Annotated in this window: 18 protein-coding genes; 6 read left to right on the top strand and 12 right to left on the bottom strand. The window is 63.8% G+C overall.

Annotation, left to right across the window (positions count from 1 at the left end; genetic code table 11):
- Positions 1–351: 351 nt before the first annotated feature.
- The gene (locus tag ACMGT0_RS00895; RefSeq protein WP_239687876.1) at positions 352–684 is read right to left on the bottom strand and encodes a hypothetical protein; all 333 of its coding nucleotides are present in this window, start codon (positions 682–684) and stop codon (positions 352–354) included.
- A gap of 514 nt (positions 685–1,198) precedes the next feature.
- Between ACMGT0_RS00895 and ACMGT0_RS00890 the strand changes: the two genes are divergently transcribed.
- Positions 1,199–1,603 (top strand): DUF3077 domain-containing protein, encoded by a 405-nt coding sequence (locus tag ACMGT0_RS00890; protein ID WP_416771129.1) that lies wholly within the window; start codon positions 1,199–1,201, stop codon positions 1,601–1,603.
- A 113-nt stretch (positions 1,604–1,716) separates the two neighbouring features.
- Here the strand turns inward: ACMGT0_RS00890 and ACMGT0_RS00885 are convergent, their stop codons facing one another.
- Positions 1,717–2,928, bottom strand: coding sequence for a putative sugar O-methyltransferase (locus tag ACMGT0_RS00885; RefSeq protein WP_152973051.1), 1,212 nt, complete (start codon positions 2,926–2,928; stop codon positions 1,717–1,719).
- Between the two features lie 296 nt (positions 2,929–3,224).
- On the opposite strand from ACMGT0_RS00885, the gene ACMGT0_RS00880 reads away from it, so the two are divergent.
- From ACMGT0_RS00880 to ACMGT0_RS00865, 4 genes are all read left to right on the top strand, one after another.
- Positions 3,225–4,040, top strand: coding sequence for an alpha/beta fold hydrolase (locus ACMGT0_RS00880; protein ID WP_054056446.1), 816 nt, complete (start codon positions 3,225–3,227; stop codon positions 4,038–4,040).
- Positions 4,041–4,116: 76 nt separating this feature from the next.
- Positions 4,117–5,019, top strand: a complete 903-nt coding sequence (locus tag ACMGT0_RS00875; RefSeq protein WP_416771127.1) for a LysR family transcriptional regulator — start codon at positions 4,117–4,119, stop codon at positions 5,017–5,019.
- 145 nt (positions 5,020–5,164) lie between these two features.
- Positions 5,165–5,794: a glutathione S-transferase family protein gene (locus tag ACMGT0_RS00870; RefSeq protein WP_416771125.1), complete on the top strand. Its 630-nt coding sequence runs from the start codon at positions 5,165–5,167 to the stop codon at positions 5,792–5,794.
- Between the two features lie 21 nt (positions 5,795–5,815).
- Complete coding sequence (locus tag ACMGT0_RS00865; RefSeq protein ID WP_416771123.1) at positions 5,816–7,861, top strand: pyridoxamine 5'-phosphate oxidase family protein; 2,046 nt, start codon at positions 5,816–5,818, stop codon at positions 7,859–7,861.
- A gap of 72 nt (positions 7,862–7,933) precedes the next feature.
- Here the strand turns inward: ACMGT0_RS00865 and ACMGT0_RS00860 are convergent, their stop codons facing one another.
- Complete coding sequence (locus ACMGT0_RS00860; RefSeq protein WP_054063435.1) at positions 7,934–9,436, bottom strand: aldehyde dehydrogenase family protein; 1,503 nt, start codon at positions 9,434–9,436, stop codon at positions 7,934–7,936.
- Positions 9,437–9,528: 92 nt separating this feature from the next.
- Positions 9,529–10,155 (bottom strand): LysE family translocator, encoded by a 627-nt coding sequence (locus tag ACMGT0_RS00855; RefSeq protein WP_273819703.1) that lies wholly within the window; start codon positions 10,153–10,155, stop codon positions 9,529–9,531.
- A 147-nt stretch (positions 10,156–10,302) separates the two neighbouring features.
- On the opposite strand from ACMGT0_RS00855, the gene ACMGT0_RS00850 reads away from it, so the two are divergent.
- Positions 10,303–10,776 (top strand): Lrp/AsnC family transcriptional regulator, encoded by a 474-nt coding sequence (locus ACMGT0_RS00850; protein WP_416773590.1) that lies wholly within the window; start codon positions 10,303–10,305, stop codon positions 10,774–10,776.
- A gap of 60 nt (positions 10,777–10,836) precedes the next feature.
- Here ACMGT0_RS00850 and lpdA read toward each other — a convergent pair whose 3' ends face one another.
- The 8 genes from lpdA to ACMGT0_RS00810 form a co-directional block, all read right to left on the bottom strand.
- On the bottom strand, positions 10,837–12,237 hold the full coding sequence (gene lpdA, locus ACMGT0_RS00845) for a dihydrolipoyl dehydrogenase (RefSeq protein ID WP_416771120.1): 1,401 nt from the start codon (positions 12,235–12,237) through the stop codon (positions 10,837–10,839).
- A 224-nt stretch (positions 12,238–12,461) separates the two neighbouring features.
- Positions 12,462–13,394: a phosphatidate cytidylyltransferase gene (locus tag ACMGT0_RS00840; protein WP_054060960.1), complete on the bottom strand. Its 933-nt coding sequence runs from the start codon at positions 13,392–13,394 to the stop codon at positions 12,462–12,464.
- Position 13,395: 1 nt separating this feature from the next.
- The gene (locus ACMGT0_RS00835; RefSeq protein WP_054060959.1) at positions 13,396–14,016 is read right to left on the bottom strand and encodes a lysophospholipid acyltransferase family protein; all 621 of its coding nucleotides are present in this window, start codon (positions 14,014–14,016) and stop codon (positions 13,396–13,398) included.
- A 9-nt stretch (positions 14,017–14,025) separates the two neighbouring features.
- The gene (locus ACMGT0_RS00830; RefSeq protein ID WP_416771119.1) at positions 14,026–14,481 is read right to left on the bottom strand and encodes a hypothetical protein; all 456 of its coding nucleotides are present in this window, start codon (positions 14,479–14,481) and stop codon (positions 14,026–14,028) included.
- On the bottom strand, positions 14,471–15,832 hold the full coding sequence (locus ACMGT0_RS00825; RefSeq protein ID WP_416771118.1) for a phosphatase PAP2/dual specificity phosphatase family protein: 1,362 nt from the start codon (positions 15,830–15,832) through the stop codon (positions 14,471–14,473). The genes ACMGT0_RS00830 and ACMGT0_RS00825 overlap by 11 nt, the downstream gene beginning before the upstream one ends.
- Complete coding sequence (locus ACMGT0_RS00820) at positions 15,829–17,586, bottom strand: bifunctional alpha/beta hydrolase/class I SAM-dependent methyltransferase (RefSeq protein ID WP_416771116.1); 1,758 nt, start codon at positions 17,584–17,586, stop codon at positions 15,829–15,831. Before ACMGT0_RS00820 ends, ACMGT0_RS00825 begins: the two co-directional genes overlap by 4 nt.
- A gap of 98 nt (positions 17,587–17,684) precedes the next feature.
- Positions 17,685–18,299, bottom strand: a complete 615-nt coding sequence (locus tag ACMGT0_RS00815; RefSeq protein ID WP_054061209.1) for a CDP-alcohol phosphatidyltransferase family protein — start codon at positions 18,297–18,299, stop codon at positions 17,685–17,687.
- A 228-nt stretch (positions 18,300–18,527) separates the two neighbouring features.
- A complete protein-coding gene (locus ACMGT0_RS00810; RefSeq protein ID WP_017903012.1) occupies positions 18,528–18,866 on the bottom strand; it encodes a hypothetical protein in 339 nt (112 codons plus the stop codon).
- Positions 18,867–18,990 lie beyond the last annotated feature (124 nt).

The raw sequence follows: 18,990 nt of genomic DNA, 5'->3' as shown, positions 1-18,990 counted from the left end.
GCGGAATGTGCAATGGACGTTCTGTCTGTTCGGTAACCACAGCGAACCGACCGTCATTGCATCGTGGTCGGGTGCTTGCTTGAGCGGCCGATATCATTCGCGTCATGCGCCGGCGAGGGATCCATGGGGGGGTAGCGAAGTTGGTGGATTCCAACGTAGCCATGACTGAAAACGATCAACTTGACGTCATTAGGCGTTTACAGAGGGGAGAGATCTATACCGGAAAAGGGGGACACCAGAGCAAGCAGTCGCTTGTTCCGGGGGCAGAGGAAAACCCGTTTTCGTGCATCAGCCGGGAACACGGTGCAACGGTCTACGCTGTTTGCGCTTGTGCCGTGTTCAGCCTGCTGGCTAGTGCGCTACAAGCCACTCACCACAACCGTGGTAGTCGCGATCCCCGACCTTGAGCAGCACGGTGGCCTCGAATGGCTTGCCGCTCATGTCGTCGGTGCAGGGGCTCCTGTCGATCAGTACCTGGATTTCAGTACCGTCCGCGGCATTGCCGAAAAAGCCGTCGGTGGTTGATTCGCTCTTGGTCACCTCGGTTTTCTGCCGGCCGTAGTTCATCTCCAGGTGCAGCGGCGGCGTTTCTCCCATCCCCACTTCAACGACCCAGCCCGGCTCGTTGCCGGTGCCTCGAAAACCACCCTTGAGGGCCGCGGCGTCGGGGTGTGTCGAGGACATTCCACTGCCCGAAGAGGCCGATTGTTCGCACCCGGCAAGCGACAACAGCAAGGCGGCGCAGAGAAGTCCTGAGTAGTTCATGTAGGAAATTTCAGTGCTTGAAAACCATGAGGTTAGCGCAGTCGAGCCGTCGGGGCCGAAAACGAAGGTTTCAAAGTGTTAATGGGCCTGTCGACTTATCCACAGCTCGTCGGCCTACCTACTGGTTTGGCTGGGTTTTGCCTACAATGCCGTCGGCTTGAGCTGACTTGTTGATCAATCAGCCCTGCCTTTAGGCTCTGGTTCTCGTTGCCAAATCAACGAGCGGGTTTGACGATCCGAACGAATCAGAGCGCCTTTGCGCCACCACGTCCTTCCTGGCTCATCTGGGGAAGGAACGCTTCATGGCGGCTGTGCGCGGGAGGCCTTAGGGTCTGCCGGTTCCTTGGTTCCCGGTTCGTCAACCTGCGTACAGCTGCCACCTCATTGTTTGACGACGGTAGGTGGTGGTCTCTCGAACCAGGAGCCGAACTTCATGAAAACCAAGATCGTTCCAGACCCACCCCATACTTCCACTCTGGATGAAAAATGCGCCGTGGTGCGTGATGTCATTGGCCGTTGCATCGACTATCTCGCCCCCGACTCCGACCCTGCGCAGCCACCGCGCTTTGGCGTAATCGATAAAACCGCCGCCCCTCCTGCCGATTACCTCAACGCCCACAAGCTCCCGGTTTTCACGGTCCGCGCCGGCATCGACGTGGAAGTGGCCCTGCAGCATGTGTCGTTTTTGCTCAAGGCTGCCGAGTACGTCGCCGATGATCTGGTTCCTTCCACCAACGACCTGGCTCGGGACCAGCTCTGGTCGATCACCCATTCGGTCGAAATGGCCCGGGCGGTGGTGGACGCGTTGCTGAGCGGTGCACATCGATCGCTTGGGTGAATGGCGTCCTTCTCTTGCCGGAAGGCTCGCCGCTTCAGTCGTCGGTCCTGGGTCTGTCCAGCATGGAAAAGGCCCGTCGAGACGGGCCTTGTGAAACACGATGAAACGGAGTGTCAGCGTGAGGTGGCAGATGCCAGCCTGCGCTTGATGCCGGCCTTTATCCTGGTCATCCAGCTGGCTGGAGGAGTGACCGCCGGGCTGGGTGGAGCCTCGACGGGGGGCGCGATTGCTGCAGCCTTCACTGCAGGAGCTTGCGCTGTCGGCCGCTGAAGGCCATCAAGCACCTGCTGCGAGTTCGCCCAGAGGTTGGGTGAGCCTTCAGTGAGCACCATCCGGCTTTGCATTTGCTGGCGCGCAGGAAATTCAGGGGCCAACAGAGCCTCGGCGAACGAGAGCCCCATCACGATATTGTTCTGGTTCTGCTCGAAAAATATGCCGTGGTCGGAAATCTGATTCCTGATACCGGATGCGTATCGCTTTACCTGGTACTCCGACATTTCACTCATCGACAGCGTGTTGATGACCAGGTCGAAATTTTCGGACAGCGTGTCGAACAGGTAATTCGGTAGCAACGACAGGCGCTCGTTACCGGCTCCGCCATGCATTTTCACGTTCTGGGTCGCTATCGACAGGTAGATACCGGAGAAAAGCAGGCTCTCTGGCAAATCGCAGATGACATATTCGCAGTCGGGTACGGCCTCCATCAGTGCCAGCGCCAGAGCGCCATACCCACCGCCGATTTCAAGAATTCTCGCCGGTCGACCCAGCGATCTCAGCTTGTCCAGAACTCCGGACGAATAGAGCAGCGTCATCCTTTCCTGGTAGACGCGGGTATCGTAGTTGACGAGGACGCCGTCAACGTACCAGCCGACTTCCCCCAGGATATGGGGCGGTTTTACCCTGGCCCATTCCGGCACATCTTTTACAGAGTCTTGCCAGGACCGAATGACCTCAGTGGGGTCTATCTGGCGCAAGCGGTCGTCGAAGTCGCTCGATATTTCGCCAACACTTCGAACGCCGCGTGCCCCTTTCATTTCCCTGAGGCTGTAGCCAGTAAAGCATTGCGCCATCAGCCTCAGATTGCTGATGTGTGTCCATTCAAGCGTTGCAAGCAGTTTGACGGCGTCACGAAAGTCGTTTGGAGAGTCATCGGCCCAGTTCGCGTCAGGCTTCCCGAACTTCGCATCAAGGCCACGCTTCTCGATGATGTCGTCTCGATTTTCGAGCGAGGCGAGAACTTCGACGGCCATCCGTTTTGCCGCCTCTCGCCGCGCCTCTGATGGCGCCGCTATTCCAGATAATGTCGCAATACTTGAAATTTCCACTGATTTCCCCTGCGTCCTGCGTTCAAGAGTAAAAAGACCAAATGATAGTAGAAGAAACCTGTTCTGCAGGAACTGCCCCTGTGGCTTGAATGAGTGTGCTTGAACCGTCCTGATATCCACAAGCTATCCGTTTTCACTGGCTATGGATTATCAACATTGATGCAGAATCTTTCATTACAAAACCCTGGCTGTTGGCCGGTGAACTCCTGTAGCCAATACTGTCCGATCTCTGCAAGATTCACTCACCGCATGCCGCACAGGCATCTGCCGTCTTATCCACACCCAAGGGGGATTCCATGCCAGTTGTGACTATCGATGGGCAACCGCTCCATTACCTGGACCAGGGGGAGGGCGAGGTGGTCGTCCTGGGTTCCAGCTACCTGTGGGACAGCGCCATGTGGGCGCCGCAGATCGCCGTGTTGTCCCGGCACTATCGGGTGATCGTGCCGGAGCTGTGGGGCCACGGTCAGTCGGGACCCTTGCCGGCCAACACCCACAGCCTGGATGACCTGGCCAGCCAGGTTCTGGCCTTGCTCGACCGGCTGGATATCCAGCGTTTCAGCCTGGTCGGCCTGTCGGTCGGCGGCATGTGGGGCGCGCGCCTGGCACTGGCTGCGCCGCAACGCATTCGTGGCCTGGTGCTGATGGACACCTATGCCGGTGCCGAACCGGAAGCCACCCGCCAGTATTACTTCTCGATGCTGAAGATGATCGAGGACGCCGGCACTATCCCGCCGCCGCTGCTCGATGCCATCGTGCCGATCTTCTTCAGGCCCGGCATCGACCCCGAGACGCCGTTCTACCAGACCTTCCGCCATTCCCTGACGGCCTACTCCCGCGAGCAACTGCTCAACAGCATCGTCCCGCTGGGGCGGCTGATCTTCGGCCGTGACGATCGTCTTGCGGCGTTGGCCGCGCTGAATGCCGAGACCACCCTGGTGATGTGCGGCGAGCAGGACAAGCCTAGGCCACCGAGCGAAGCGCGGGAAATGGCCGAACTCATCGGCTGCCCGTACATCGGCATTCCCGAGGCGGGGCACATTTCCAGCATCGAGAACCCGGCCAGCGTGAACCAGGCGCTGCTGGCGTTCCTGGAAAAACTCTCCGGGTAATCCCGCCGGGTTTTCGATACGCTGAAGAGGGCCGCCGATGCGGCTCTTTTCTTTGCGGGTGCGTACAGGGGGCACAGTGGACAGATTCCAGGAAATGCAGGTGTTTCTTGCCGTCGCCCAGGAGCAGGGCTTTTCGGCGGCCGCGCGGCGCCTGAACCTGTCGGCGCCCAGCGTCACCCGGGCGGTGGCGGCCCTGGAGCAACGCATTGGCGCGCAACTGCTGATTCGTACCACGCGCAATGTGCACCTGACCGAACCCGGCCAGCGCTATTTCGAGGACTGCCGGCGGATTCTCGCCGAACTGGAAGAAGCCGAAGCCAGCGCTGCCGACAGCCACGCCCATCCCAGCGGGCAACTGACCATGACCGCGCCGGTGCTGTTTGGCGAGTTGTACGTCACGCCGGTGATGGTGCGTTACCTGGAACAGTATCCGGCCGTAACCATCAATGCGCTGCTGATCGACCGGGTGGTGCGCATGGTCGAGGACGGTATCGACGTGGCGGTGCGCATTGGCGAGTTGGCGGACAGCGGACATCACGCGGTGCGGGTAGGGCAGGTGCGGCGGGTGGTGTGTGCCTCCCCCGGCTACCTGGCGCAGCATGGCCGGCCCGGGCATCCGGATGAGTTGCGCCAGGCGCGGATCATCATGACATCCAGCGCTTCCCAGGTCCGCAGCTGGCAGTTCGCCGACGGCGACAAGCCGCTGAATGTGCGATTGGAACCGCGCATGGCGGTGACCGCGAACCAGGCGGCGATACGGGCGGCGTGCCTGGGCGCGGGATTGACCCGGGTGTTGTCCTACCAGGTGGCGGACAAGCTGGCCTCGGGTGAACTGGAGGTGGTGCTCGAGCACTTCGAGCTGCCGCCGTTGCCGATTCATGTGGTGTACCAGGGCGGGCGCAAGGCCCCGGTACGAGTGCGCAGTTTTGTCGATTTTGTGGTGGCGGCCCTGAGGGAAAATCGGGCCTTGAGAGGATGAACACGGTTGAGTCCTCTGGCGCTTTATTTCACCCACTGAAATAACGGATTGCCATTCCTGGTGATTCTGTTGGTTTCGCCGGAGGCGGAAGATGACTCCACCGCGCGGTCCATCCCGGATCGCATCAGCGCCTCTGGAGTGTCCAATGTCTCAGCCTGCCATCAAACTCTATAACTTCCCTCGCTCCGGTCATGCCCATCGCGTCGAGTTGATGCTGTCCCTGCTCGGCCTGCCGGTGGAACTGATCCATGTCGATCTGCCCGGCGGTGCCCACAAGAAGCCCGAATACCTCGCGCTGAACCCCTTTGGCCAGGTACCGGTGATTGACGACCAGGGTGTGGTCCTCGCCGACTCCAACGCGATCCTGGTGTACCTGGCCCAGAAGTATGGCAACGGCCGCTGGCTGCCGAGCGATCCGCTCGGTGCTGCCCGGGTGCAGCGTTGGCTGTCGGCGGCGGCGGGGCCGATTGCCTTTGGTCCGGCGCGGGCGAGGCTGATCACTGTGTTTGGTGCGAACTTCGATGCCGAGGAGGCGATCAGCCGCTCCCATGCCTTGCTCAAGGTGGTCGAGCAGGAGTTGAGCCACACGCCTTATCTGGTCGGCTCCGAACCGACCATCGCCGATGTCGCCGGCTACAGCTACATCGCCCATGCACCGGAGGGCAACGTCTCGTTGGTGGACTACCCTAACGTGAGGGCCTGGCTGGCGCGCATCGAAGCCTTGCCAGGTTTCGTACCGATGCCACGCACTGTCGTTGGCTTGCAGACGGCCTGAGTCCGCAAGGGAGAGATCGCGATGAAACAGTCCGGCGTTTCACCCTGGCATGCGGGCGAACGGCAGATGCAGGCACGAGTCGGCGTCGCTGAGCGGATGGCTGAACTGGGCACCCGGGTGGTCCGGGACTATATGCCGGACCAGCATCGCGATTTCTTCCGGCAACTGCCGTTCATGCTGTTGGGTGCGGTCGATGACGCGGGGCGGCCTTGGGCCAGCCTGTTCGAAGGCGAACCTGGTTTTGCCTCGTCCCCGGATCCGAAACACCTGTTGGTCGACAGTTTTCCCCATCCCGAGGACCCGACTTATAAAGCCGTGCGACAAGGGGCGGCGCTGGGCCTGTTGGGCATCGAACTGCACACGCGGCGGCGCAACCGGATCAATGGGCGTATCCACAGCCTGGGAAAACAGGGCCTGGATATCGTCGTGGAACACAGCTTCGGTAACTGCCCGCAGTATATCCAGCTACGCCAGTTCGAGCGGGTGGCGCCAGTCGATCCGGCACAACGGGTCGTCCACCGTGGCACGACACTGGACCCGCTGGCCACGGCGATGATTCGTCAAGCCGATACCTTTTTCGTCGCCAGCTATGTCGATATCGACGGTGCCCGTTCGGTGGACGTTTCCCATCGCGGCGGCCAGAGCGGTTTCGTCCGGGTGGAGGGTGACTGCCTGACCATCCCGGACTTCTCCGGCAACCTGTTCTTCAACACCCTGGGCAACCTGCTGGTCAATCCACGGGCCGGTTTGTTGTTCATCGACTTCAACAGTGGCGACCTGCTGCAATTGAGCGGTCGCACCGAGATCATTCTCGACGGCCCGTTAGTGAAAGCATTCCAGGGCGCGGAGCGTTTGTGGACGTTCCACGTGGAACATGTTGTTCGCCGCCCGGCTGGTTCGACCTTGCGCTGGAAGTTCGAAGGCTTTTCCCCCAATAGCCTGATGACCGGCAATTGGCAGCAGGCTGCCGCCCGCTTGCAGGCCGAAGCATTGGGCAATAGCTGGCGGCCGCTGCGCATCGAGCGGATCGTCGAGGAAAGCCGCAATATCCGTTCGTTGTACCTGCAGCCAGCCGACGGGGCGGGGAGTCCGCTGTTCCAGGCCGGGCAGCATCTGCCCTTGCGCTTGAGTATCGACGGGCAAACTCATATTCGCACCTACAGCCTGTCTGGCGCGCCCTCGGATGCGTTTCTACGAATCAGCGTGAAACGTGATGGGCGGGTGTCGTCACATATTCACGACCGCCTGCAGGTAGGCGATCTGCTTGAGGCCCGGGCACCGCAAGGGCACTTCACCGTGGCACCGAGTGCGCCGCGTCCGCTGGTGCTGCTGGCGGCGGGTGTCGGCATCACGCCGTTGCTGTCGATGCTGCGCGAGGTGGTTTACCAGGGGCAGCGCACACGGCGGATGCGGCCGACCGTGCTGTTCCTCAGTGCCCGCTCGCTGGCGGAATTGCCGTTCACCAAGGAGTTGGACGAGTTGATGGCGCGTGCCGGTGAAACGGTGCGGGTGGTGCGTCTGCTGAGCCAGCCGGAGGCGCAGGCGGTGCCGGGCAGGGATTACGATGTGCGTGGGCGCCTGAGTGTCGAGGTCATGCAGCAGTTGCTGCGTATCGACGACTATGACGCGGTGGATTTCGTTCTCTGCGGGCCGGGTGGCTTTACCCAGGATTTATACGATCAATTGCGTGACAGGGATATTCGTGACGAGCAGATCCATGCCGAAACTTTTGGTCCGTCGACGCTGAGTCGGCGGTTGGATCCGGGTGCCAGGCAGATCGAGCAGCCGCCGGCGGCTACCGTAGCGGTGCCGGTGCTGTTCCACCGGTCGGCGAAAGAGGCCCGTTGGCAGCCGGAGGGGGAAAGCCTGCTGGCGTTGGCGGAGAGCCGTGGCTTGCGGCCGGAGTTCAGTTGCCGGGGTGGCTCGTGCGGTACCTGCAGCACGCGCCTGATCAGTGGACGGGTGCATTACCCGCGGCCGCCGGCGGAACTGCCGGGGGACGGGCAAGTGTTGATCTGCTGTGCGGTCCCGGCCCAGGGGGAGGAGCCATTGGTGCTCGATCTCTGAACCATGCGGCTGTGATGGGTCGTTCCCACGCGGAGCGTGGGAACACTCAAGCAGGTGTAGCGTCTGTATCGGTCAGCGGCGCAGGCGGGTATCGACCTGAGTCATCCGGCTGCGCAGGGTGAACACCCCGTCACCCGAGAGAATCGCGCCACGGGCGAACAGCCGACCGTTCTCCCAGTTCGAAAGACCCAGCTCCGGCTTGTTCAACGCATACTGCCCATCGACCCAACGGGTGAAACCATCACCCACGAAGGGCGCATTGATGCTGTTGTAGAAGTAGTCATGGGCCTGGCGATCGGCGCTGAGCAGCGACACGGTGAACTGCGGGCTGTAGCGATTGAACAGGGCGATGGCCTGGTCCAGGTCGTCGACGATCTTCAGGCTGACTTCCGGCGTGTCCTCCCATTCCCATTCTCGACCCAGTTGCGCCTCGGGGAGGATTTCCGTCTGTGCCTCTTCCTGGTCGCCCTCGGCCCGGCGAACCTGAACCCGCGCCTGCAGCCACTGTTCGGGCAGCACGCCTTCGTCGCCACTGACCACATGCAGCTTGCAGCTCTGACCACGAGCCCGGCCGGCCTCGGTCAGGGCCTCGAGGAATACCGGCACCAGTTCCGCCGCCCGCTGACGATGGATCACACAGACGTTCAGTGTGTTGCATACCTTGCGATCGAGGGAGTTGCGCACCACGTCGGCGAAACGGGCGGCATCGGCATCCTGGTGGGCGACCAGCCAAGCACCGCCGGTGCCGTGCAGGCTGACGACGGTACCGGCCTGCTGGGCGATGCCGCCGAGCTGTTTCACTGCGTGGCCCGAGCCACGGGCCACGGCCAGGGACAGGCGGCGGTCGGCGAACATCGCCCAGCCCGCTGCGCGGTCGAGGCTTTCCACCAGCGATACCGCACCCTCTGGCAAACCGGCTTCACGCAGGGCCGGCGCCAGGGCGTGCCTGACGATCGCCTGGGCGGTGCCGAGGGCATCGCTGCCAATGCGCAGCACGGCGGTATTGCCGGTGCGCAGAACCCCGGCCGCATCGGCGAAGACGTTGGGCCGGCCCTCGAAAACGAACGCCACCACACCCAGCGGTGCGACCACCTGCTCGACTTTCCAGCCTGCATGTTCCACGGACTCGCGTACGCGGCCACGGATCAGCGGTGCATCGCGCCAGGCGCGCAGCCCGGCGATCATGTCGCGGCGCATGGCCTGGCTGGTGGCCAGGCGCGTGGTGGAGCGCCCCAGGGCTTGGGCGCGGGCCAGGTCGGCCTGGTTGGCGGCCTCGATCAAGGCCCAGGATGGCTCGGCCTCCAGGTGCCCGGCGAACAGGTCGAAGAAGCGGCTGATGGCTTCGTCCGAAACCTGTGCCAGGGCACTGAAGGCGTTTTGCGCGGCATCGATGGCAGCCGCGGCGAGCTGCTGCACCGACTGTGGGATCAGCAGCAGTTCACCGCTGCTCTGGTCGACCAGCAGATGATCGCCCGGCTGGAAACGCTCGGCCAATTCCGGCGGTACCGGGGAAACCCGATTACCCGCGTAGAGAATGGGAGTGCCGGCGATAAGACGATCGAGCGTGCTGGTCATGGTGACTGGACTGCCTGAATAAATGAGGAATGAAATGTATAAGAAAAACGCCGTCGGCTCACCTGCTAACGGCGTTTGTCATGCATGAAGGTTCAGGCTTGCTGGATAAAGGCCAGGCGCGCGGCAAAGCCGATCAGCAGGCCGCCGAACAGCCATTGCTGCAGACGCTGGGCCCGCGGGTTGCTGTCCAGCCAGCGGCCGATCCAGGCGCCGGTCAGGGCATAGGCGCTGTCGAACAGCAGGCCGACGCCTACCAGCGTTGCACCGAGCCCGAGGAATTGGGCGCCGACGGCCCCGGCCTGGGCATCGATGAACTGTGGCAGCAGCACCGAACAGAACAGCAGTGCCTTGGGGTTGAGCAGATTGGTCAGCAGCCCCTGGCGAAAGGCGCCGCGCCAACCGAGTCGAAGAGGGTGCGCGGCCCGGGCGTCGCCCCCAAGGCTGGCCAGCGTGCCGGGGCGCAGCATGCGGATACCGATCCACAGCAGGTAGGTGGCGCCTGCCAGGCGCACCAGGTCGAAGGTCCACGGGGCCGCCCTGAACAGTGCCGCCAGGCCCAGGGCGGCGAGGACGACATGGCAGGCACGGGCCACGGCCAGCCCCAGTGCGGTGGTGAGAGCCAGGGCGCGGCCATGGCGGGCGCCGGTTTGCAGCAGCAGGATCATGTCGGGACCGGGGAGCAGATAGACCATCGCCAGCGCGAGCAGGTAGAGGAGCATCGTTGCCGTTCTCTCGATTGAGTGGGGGAACAGGCAAAAGTCTATGCCGGAAGGCCGGGGCAGGTGCTTGCGTATTCGACCCCGCACGGGCTTAGACTTGGCACAAAATGCCAACAGGAACCACTCGGGTAGCTGGATATGCCAAAAATCAAACTCGATGCCTACGACCGCAAGATTCTCGCCGCGCTGCAACGCGATGGCCGCCTGAGCAACGTCGAACTGGCCGACGAGATCGGCGTGTCGGCCTCGCCGTGTTTGCGCCGGGTGCGCATGCTGGAAGAGGCCGGGGTGATTCGCGGTTACCAGGTGAACCTGGATCGGGACGAGGTCGGGCTGGGGCTGACGGTGTTCGTCGGGGTGAAGGTCGAGCGGCACCACGAGGCCGACGCCGAGGCGTTCCGGTTGGCGGTCACGGCCCTGCCGCAGGTGATCTCGGCGTTCCTGGTGTCCGGCGAGTCGGATTTCCTGCTGCAGGTGGTGGTCCCCGACCTGCGTGCCTACGAACGCTTCCTCACCGGCGAACTGTTGCGCCTGCCGGGAGTGCGCGACATCCGCAGCAACTTTGCGATCCAGGCGGTGAAGGCGCCCGGACCGCTGCCGCTCGATCATCTTCCTGTCTAGTGTCCTGTACGGTCAATTCGAAGACTCGAAGTTGAGCAAGCGAATCAGCTACACAGGGCACTAGATCTGTGTCGCCAGGCCTTCCACGTTCATCGCCGCCTGGCGCAAGGCCTCGGAGCGGGTCGGGTGTGGGTGGCAGGTCAGGGCGATGTCTTCGGCCGAGGCCGAGAACTCCATGGCCACGCAGTATTCGCCGATCATCTCGCTGACGCTCGGGCCGACCAGGTGCACGCCGAGGATCTCGTCGGTCTGCGCATCGGCCAGGACCTTGGCGAACCCTTCGGTCTCGTGGTTGATCTTGGAGCGGCTGTTGGCGCTGAAGGGAAACTTGCCGGCCTTGTAGGCGCGGCCTTCGGCCTTGAGCTGCTCTTCGGTCTTGCCGACACTCGCCAGTTCCGGGCGGGTGTAGATCACGCTGGGAATCAGGGCGTAGTTGACCTCGGCGGCCTTGCCGGCGATCCGTTCGATGCAGGCCATGGCTTCGTCCTCGGCCTTGTGGGCGAGCATCGGTCCCGAGGTGACATCGCCAATCACCCAGATGCCCGGCACTTCGCTGCGATGACCGTGCTGTGCGAGCAGGCCGCGCGGGTCGGTGGCGAGGCCGACGTTTTCCAGGCCGAGGCCGCGGGTGAACGGGCGGCGGCCGATCGCCACCAGCACGTAATCGGCTTCGATCAGTTCGCTCTCGCCGCCGGCGGCCGGCTCGACCCGCAGTTGTACGCCGGTGGCCGAAGGGGTGGCGCGGGTCACCTTGGTACCGAGCCTGAAGCCGATGCCCTGTTTGCCGAGGGCGCGCTGCAGGGTCTTGCCAGCCTCGAGGTCGGTGCCGGGGCAGATGCGGTCGAGGTATTCGACCACCGTGACCTGACTGCCGAGCCGTCGCCACACCGAGCCCAGTTCCAGGCCGATCACCCCGGCGCCGATCACCACCAGGTGGCGCGGCACTTCCGGCAACGAGAGGGCGCCGGTGGAGTCGAGGATGCGCTGGTTGTCGATTTCCACGCCGGGCAGTGGCGTCGGTTCGGAACCGGTGGCGATCACGATGTCCTGGGCCTGCAGTTGGCTCTTGCGGCCATCGGCGGCCGTCACCTCGACCTGACCGGGCCCTGTGAGGCGGCCCCAGCCCTTGATCCAGTCGACCTTGTTCCTGCGAAACAGGTACTCGATACCCTTGGTCAGCCCGGCAACGCTGTCGTCCTTCTGCTTCATCATCTGCGCCAGGTCGAGGCGCGGCGTCACCTCGATACCGAGGTTGGCCAGCTCGCCGCTGGTGGCCGCCTCATACAGTTCGGAGGCGTGCAGCAGGGCCTTGGAGGGCATGCAGCCGACGTTCAGGCAGGTGCCGCCGAGGGTGTCGCGGCCCTCCACACAGGCGGCTCTCAGGCCCAGCTGACCGGCGCGGATCGCCGCGTTATAGCCGCCAGGCCCACCGCCGATGATGATCACGTCGTAATTGCTCATGGTTGTTCTCCTGCCAGTCGGGTCACCAAGGGAAACAAAATATTATGATCATAATATGAGCGCATAGCAGGATGCCGGTCAAGTGCCTGTCTTGCCAGCGGTGAGCGTTCCCACGGTCCCCGTGGGAACGTCTCCCAGGACGCGTCCGCACGGGTGACGCAGAGCGTCAGGGGCTGCATTCCCACGCGGGGCGTGGGAACAATCGGATCAGGTGAGCGGACCGGTCAGGTCCACCAGTAGCGCACCAGGTGGAAGAAGATCGGCGCGGCGAAGCACACCGAGTCCAGCCGGTCGAGCATGCCGCCGTGGCCCTCGATCATGTGGCCCCAGTCCTTGACCCCGCGGTCGCGCTTGATCGCCGACATGACGATACCGCCGGCAAAGCCCAGCAGGTTGATCAGCAGGGCGATCAGCAATGCCTGCCAGGGCTTGAACGGGGTGATCCAGAACAGCGCGCCGCCGATCAGCGAAGCCAGGGTGATGCCGCCGACGAAGCCTTCGACGGTTTTCGACGGCGACAGGTTGGGCGCGATCTTGCGTTTGCCGAACAGCTTGCCGCAGACGTACTGCAGCACGTCCGACAGTTGCACCACGATCACCAGGTAGGCGATCAGCAGCAGGTTGCGCCCTTCGTAGCCGGCGATGTCGAGGGTCAGCAGGGCCGGCACGAACGACACGCAGAACACCGCGATCATCAAGCCCCACTGGACCTTCGAGGCCCGTTCCAGGAAATGCGTGCTGTCGCCGCCGAGGGAGGCGAGGATCGGCAGCAGCAGGAACACGTACACCGGGATGAAGATCGAGAACAGCCCGTACCAGTCGGAATAGATCAGCAGGTACTGCAGCGGCAGCGCCAGGTAGAACGCCGCCACCAGCGCCGGATAGTCGCTGCGCCGGGTCGGCGTCAGGGTCAGGAACTCGCGCAGGGCATAGAACGACACCGCGTAGAACAGCAGGATCACCGCTCCGGTACCGAGCCAGAAGGCGGTACCGATCACCAGCACCATCACCCACCAGGCGTTGATCCGTGCGTTGAGGTTGTCGATCACCGCGTTCGGTGCATCGCCGGCGCGTCGCTTGAGGATGAAGCCGATCAGCGAAGCCAGGACCAGGATCATGCCGATCCCGGCGAACAACATCAGGGTCTGCCTATCCATCTCAATGTTGCTCCGGTGCCAGGGCCAGCAGCGCATCGCGGCTGCGTTGCAGGAAATGTTCTTTGCTTTCGTCTTCTTCGAGTTGCAGCGGTGCGCCGAAGGCGGTGGTGCACAACAGCGGCAGGGGCAGCACCCGGCCCTTGGGCATGACCCGGTTGAGGTTGGCGATCCACACCGGAATCAGTTGCGCCTGTGGATAAGCCCGCGCCAGATGGAAAATCCCGCTCTTGAACGGCAGCAGGCCTTCTTCCTGGTTGCGGGTGCCCTCGGGAAAGATGATCAGCGAGTGGCCCTGTTCCAGGGCGTCGAGCATCGGTTGCAGTGGGTTATCCCCAGGCTCCTTGCGTTCGCGGTCGATCAGTACGCCGTTGAACACCCGCCGAATGATGTAGCGGCGCAGCGTGCTGCGGTTCCAGTAGTCGGCGCCGGCGACTGGCCGGGTGAGTGTCCGCAGCGCTGGCGGCAGCGAGGCCCAGAGCAGCACGAAGTCGCCATGGCTGCTGTGGTTGGCGAAGTAGATGCGTTGCACCGGGTCGGGCGCGCAACCTATCCACAGGCTGCGCGCGCCGGTGATCAGGCGCGCGGCGGAGGTGATCAGGGTGGCTACCACGGGTTCGAGCATGACGATTCCTTATCCGGCGAAAGGCAGCCAGGGGCTGGCCAGGATGACGATCAGGGGCGGCAGGATCTGCAACGCCAGCCACAGGGCCTGGCGCTTGAGCAGGCGCAGCGCACCGCGGCTACGTTCGCTCCAGGGACGGCTGAGCGACTGTCGCGGTTGCAGGCCCAGGTCCTGCAGCGCGGTGTCGAGGGCTTCGGTGCGGTCGCCCAGGGCACTCGGGTTGCCGGCCATCAGTTGAAACAGGTCGGCGTCGAAGGCGACCCTGAACGCCCAGTATTTCTGCAACAGCCCCGACACGGCCAACCACAGGCCGAGCCCCAGGCACCACGGGCTGAGCGTACCGATCAGCAGCGGTGCCAGGCCCAGCAGCACACCGAGCAGCGTCAGCCCTGTGGATAACTGATCCAGCGAGCGCCCTCGGCGCAACAGGCTGGCGACGACCTGCAGGGGAATGTCAGCGGGCATCGGCGATCCTCAGGTGGGCGGGGGCCGCACCGGGCTGCAGGTGGATCATGGCTTCCAGCGCCTGGCGGTGGGCCGGGTGCAGGACCACGCCGGGGCGCGCCGCACGGATCAGGGCCAGGGCCTCGTCGATTTCCTGCACCCGGCCGCTGTGCAACAGCCAGGCGGCGACGGCCGTGGCACTGCGCGAGTAACCCAGGGCGCAGCAGACCAGCAGCGGTCCGTGCTGGCGCAGTTGTTCGATGGCCTGCGCGGCCTCCCGGCACTGTTCGGCGGAGGGGGCGATCAGGTCCAGCACCGGGATGTTCCGATAGGCTCGCCCTTCTGGCGCCAGCGGCAGTTCGGCGCACAGGTCGACGATGGCCTTGAACGGGCCGGCTCGCAGTTCGTCGCGGCCGGGCAGGCGGCCGAGCCAGAGGTTATCCACAAGCGGATCGGGTTGTGGATGGGATCTTGTCCACAGCCGTGAATTGATCCAGGCGCCTGCCCGGTAGGGCGCGAACAGCCAGCGCGCGGCCGGGCTGAGGCTGCCGTCGGCGCGCTTCTGGAAGCCCTGGGCGCCGAACAGCGCGTAGTTGAGCGCCACCAGCGCCAGGGCCAGCGCCGGCCAGAACAGCCACAGCGCGCCGCCGGCGAAATAGCCGGCGGCAACGGCCAGCAGCAGGGCGGCCAGCCCGTAGCGGGCCGCCAGGCGCAGACGCTGCCCGTCGCGGGCCGGCCGCGCCACCGCCAGCGGGCTGGAGCGATCGTCCGGCCACAGCCAGACGCACAGCCAGCCGGCCAGGGCGCCGGTGGGCACGTCGATGAAGTGATGTTGATAGGTGGTCAGCACCGAGAGGCCGATCAAGGCGAACCAGCCGTGCACCAGCCAGCGTCCGGCCCCGTTGAAATGTCGGCGGTACATGACCCAGAGGATCACCAGCAGGGCGATGTGCAGCGACGGCGCCTGGTTGAACGGCTTGTCGAAGCCGGCCAGCACCGCGAACAGCCAGCCGAACACGCCGTCCAGCGGTGGCCGGGTGAAAGTGAAGGTCAGCGGCCAGAGCAGGAAGCACGACACCGCGATGGCCTGCGCCGTCAGCAGGCGCAGGGCGTGCCGGTCCAGCTCGCGTCTGCTGCGTGGCAACAGCAGGGACAGGCCGTACAGCAGGTCGATGGACCAGTAGGGCACGATGGTCCAGGCCCAGAACGGTATCTGGCTCTCCCAGCCGAACACGAAGCTGCCGACATCGCTGCGCTGGCTGGTGTACCAGGTGGCGAAGCCATAGCTGCCGAAGAACAACGGTGCCAGAAGCAGCAGCCAGAGCACGGCGCGCTTGAGCAGGCCGGCTTCGCGCGCGGTGGCGTCCATCATTGCACCCGTTGTGCCAGGGAGACGCTGAAGATCCCCCATTCATCGACCCGCTGGGTGATCTTGCGGAACCCGGCGGCTTCCACCAACTGGTCCATTTCCGCCTGGCTGCGTCGGCGCATCACCCAGGCCTGGCCCTGGCGATGGCTGGTCAGGGCGCGGGCGATCAGTTCCAGCTGCGGGTGCCACGGTTGTCCGGTATAGACCAGGTAGGCGCCCGGCTCGCAGGCTTCGGCCAGCCCGGCCAGGGAGTTGCCGACCATGCCGTTGTCGGCGAACAGTTCATACAGCCCCGACACCACCGCCAGGCTGGGCTTGGGGTCCAGCGCGGCGAGGTCGGCGCGGTCGAAGGCATCGCCCTTGACGAAGCGGGCGATCTCGCCGAGGCCCTTCTCGGCGATCAGCGCGCTGCCGTCGCGGACGTTGATATCACTGTAGTCGCGCAGCAGGATCGATTCCGGCAGCGGCGTGACCCCTTGCAGGGCTTCGAGGATGTAGCGCCCGTGGCCGGCAGCGATATCGACGATGCGCACCTCGCGACCCTGCTCGCGCAACCGGGCCATGGCCAGGCGCAGCAGTTCCTCGACGTGCAGCTTGCGTTGGCGGATGCCGCGCCAGCCGATGGAGTTCAGGTAATTCTGGTCGATCAGCCGGCCCAGCGCAGTGTGCCCGGTGGGCTGGTTGCGATAGACGTAGTCCAGGGTGCTGCCGGAGTCGAAACCGGTGTCGAAGCCGAGCTTGACCCCGGCCGACAGCTTGCCGCCCACGGCCATGCCGGCGCGGGTCAGGCGCCAGTACAGGTCGCGTGGCGAGTTGTGTGGCAGTGGCGCGGCCAGTGCTTCGGACTCGGCGCAGGTCTCGCCGATGCGGTCGGCGTCCAGCAGGCCCGGGCGATTCACCGGGCTGAGGAAGCCCTGTTCGATGAAGCGTCTGGCGCGGCTGACCGCCAGGTGCCGGTCGCGCTCGCCGAGGGTGTCGTGGAAGAACCCCGGCAGTACGTGCAGTTCCTTTTTCAGGCTGCCCAGGCGCTGGAAGAATTGCTCCTGGGGTTTGCGGTGGACCACGAAATCGGCACCGGAAATCAGCACCTGGGTCGGCACCTGGATCGCATTGGCATCGGCGACCACCCGCTCGGCGGCTTCGTACAGGCCCAGTAGCACGTTCACCGAGATCGCCTTGGTGATCAGCGGGTCGCTGTCATAAGAGGCGATGCGTTGCGGGTCGTGGCTGAGGAACTTGGCCTTGACGTAGCTGTTGACGAAGAAGTTGCCGCGAAAGCGTCGCAGCAGGGCCAGGCCCGTACGGGCGAACGGTACGTACAGCTTGACCTTGAAGGCCGGCGAGGCGAGCACCAGCGCGCGGATCTTCGGCGCGTAGTCGTGCACCCAGGTGGCGACGATCACCGCGCCGACGCTCTGGGCGACCACCGCGAGGTTTTCCTCGGCGATGCCGAAGGTCGTGCCCAGGTGGTCGCAGAAGGTCTGCACGTCGCGCACGCTGGTGGCGAAGCTCGGGCTGTCGCCGCGTTCGCCCGGCGATTGGCCGTGGCCGCGGGCGTCCCAGGCAAAGAAATCGAATTCCGGCAGGTCCAGTTCGTCCACCAGGTGGGCGATGCGCCCGGAGTGCTCATGGCCACGGTGGAACAGCAGGATGGCCTTGCGCGGCTCGCCGGCCACCGGCGCGGTGGCCGGCCAGTGGCGATAGAACAGTTCGACGCCATCGTGGGTACTGAAGGTCTGGGTTTGCTCGTCGCGCATCGCATTATCCTTGTGCCGTATCGCAGATCAGTGGAGAGCCCGCAGGGGCCTGCCTTTCATTGCCTGTGGTTTTCCATGGGAGCCAGCGCTTCCTGCTATCAGGGTTCTTGACCGGCCTCTTTCAGGCCCTGGCGGACGCGGTTGATCAGCGTGACCACCAGCAGCGCGGCGATCAGCAGGAACAGGCCGTTTATCCACAGGGACTGGAGCAGGCCGAAAGCGACACCGGTGGCGATCACGCCGAGGGCGAAGGCCCGGTCGCTCTTGCCCATCGGCCCGTCGTAGCGCCGCGACACGCCGACCAGCGGCCCCATCACCCCGGCGTATTCGCTGAACAGCGCCAGCAGGGTCACCAGCAGCACCGCCGGCAGGCTGACCCCGGGCAGCAGGGCAAACGGCAGGATCAAGGCGCTGTCGGCAATGATGTCGCACAGCTCGTTCAGGTAGGCGCCGAGCTTCGATTGCTGGCCGAACTCCCGGGCCAGCATGCCGTCGATGGCGTTCAGAGCCATGCGCAGGATCATCCACAGCGGGATGAGCAGGAAGACCCAGGCGTGGCTGGCGAAGGTGGCTACCACCGCGCCCACCAGCAGGGAAATCAATGCCGCGCTGAGGGTGACCTGGTTAGCCGTGGTGCCATTGTCGAACAGGCGCTGGACCACCGGTCGCAACAGATTCTGGAAGCGGGGTTTGAGTTGGTAGATCGAAGGCATGGAAGCGACGGTCCTTGTCTGAGAGGGCTTGGGTCCAGACGGTGGTGATCGGGATAACCGTTTATCGGCAAAGTGAACGAATTATTGCCATAAACAACAGAGGCTGACATTAGCTTCCGGCTAAAAATCCGTGCGGCCCTGCACATTCAAGAAATAAACCCGCAAGGGTCCTGGGCCTGGCGCTGAATCCAGGCGACGGGCACCTGGATTCAGGGGGGGGGGAAGGGTTCAGATTGATAGCTTATTGCTACTATTGCTGAGAGCAGGATCTTCCAGATAAGTGACCTGTGGATAACGTGAGTCGCTGTGGAAGCTGATACGCGGCCCACGAACCGTAATCAGGTTGGCATCGACTTTTATGCAGAGTGTCTGGCCACTCCTGAAGGTCAGTCGATGGACTTTTTCATTATCTTCCTGGCGTATTTCATGACTGATCAAATCCAGCAGGTTGTTCAGCGCCAGACGCGAGCCCGGTTGATTGATGGTCAGGCAACTGACTCCACCGGAAGCACCAAAGGGCGTGGAAGAGGGTTGGAAGAAACAATACTGGTTCAGATCACGACTCATGGCGGCTCCGTCGTTGGGGTGCGCGCTGAGTGTTGGCGATATTATGGGTCACCAGCACGCACGATGGGGTGTCAAGTGTGTTTGCCGTCTGGCATATAGTTATTAATTTTTGCAAAACATCAGT

Source organism: Pseudomonas sp. RHF3.3-3 (genome assembly GCF_048069595.1).
Taxonomy (GTDB): domain Bacteria; phylum Pseudomonadota; class Gammaproteobacteria; order Pseudomonadales; family Pseudomonadaceae; genus Aquipseudomonas; species Aquipseudomonas fuscovaginae_B.
This window is presented reverse-complemented; position numbering and strand designations above follow the sequence as displayed.

Excerpts from the sequence above, each read along its gene's own strand:
- ACMGT0_RS00895 (WP_239687876.1), bottom strand. The coding sequence starts at position 684 with ATGTCCTCGACACACCCCGACGCCGCGGCCCTCAAGGGTGGTTTTCGA.
- ACMGT0_RS00890 (WP_416771129.1), top strand. The coding sequence starts at position 1,199 with ATGAAAACCAAGATCGTTCCAGACCCACCCCATACTTCCACTCTGGAT.
- ACMGT0_RS00880 (WP_054056446.1), top strand. The coding sequence starts at position 3,225 with ATGCCAGTTGTGACTATCGATGGGCAACCGCTCCATTACCTGGACCAG.
- ACMGT0_RS00870 (WP_416771125.1), top strand. The coding sequence starts at position 5,165 with ATGTCTCAGCCTGCCATCAAACTCTATAACTTCCCTCGCTCCGGTCAT.
- ACMGT0_RS00865 (WP_416771123.1), top strand. The coding sequence starts at position 5,816 with ATGAAACAGTCCGGCGTTTCACCCTGGCATGCGGGCGAACGGCAGATG.
- ACMGT0_RS00860 (WP_054063435.1), bottom strand. The coding sequence starts at position 9,436 with ATGACCAGCACGCTCGATCGTCTTATCGCCGGCACTCCCATTCTCTAC.
- ACMGT0_RS00855 (WP_273819703.1), bottom strand. The coding sequence starts at position 10,155 with ATGCTCCTCTACCTGCTCGCGCTGGCGATGGTCTATCTGCTCCCCGGT.
- lpdA (WP_416771120.1), bottom strand. The coding sequence starts at position 12,237 with ATGAGCAATTACGACGTGATCATCATCGGCGGTGGGCCTGGCGGCTAT.
- ACMGT0_RS00840 (WP_054060960.1), bottom strand. The coding sequence starts at position 13,394 with ATGGATAGGCAGACCCTGATGTTGTTCGCCGGGATCGGCATGATCCTG.
- ACMGT0_RS00835 (WP_054060959.1), bottom strand. The coding sequence starts at position 14,016 with ATGCTCGAACCCGTGGTAGCCACCCTGATCACCTCCGCCGCGCGCCTG.
- ACMGT0_RS00830 (WP_416771119.1), bottom strand. The coding sequence starts at position 14,481 with ATGCCCGCTGACATTCCCCTGCAGGTCGTCGCCAGCCTGTTGCGCCGA.
- ACMGT0_RS00825 (WP_416771118.1), bottom strand. The coding sequence starts at position 15,832 with ATGATGGACGCCACCGCGCGCGAAGCCGGCCTGCTCAAGCGCGCCGTG.
- ACMGT0_RS00820 (WP_416771116.1), bottom strand. The coding sequence starts at position 17,586 with ATGCGCGACGAGCAAACCCAGACCTTCAGTACCCACGATGGCGTCGAA.
- ACMGT0_RS00815 (WP_054061209.1), bottom strand. The coding sequence starts at position 18,299 with ATGCCTTCGATCTACCAACTCAAACCCCGCTTCCAGAATCTGTTGCGA.
- ACMGT0_RS00810 (WP_017903012.1), bottom strand. The coding sequence starts at position 18,866 with ATGAGTCGTGATCTGAACCAGTATTGTTTCTTCCAACCCTCTTCCACG.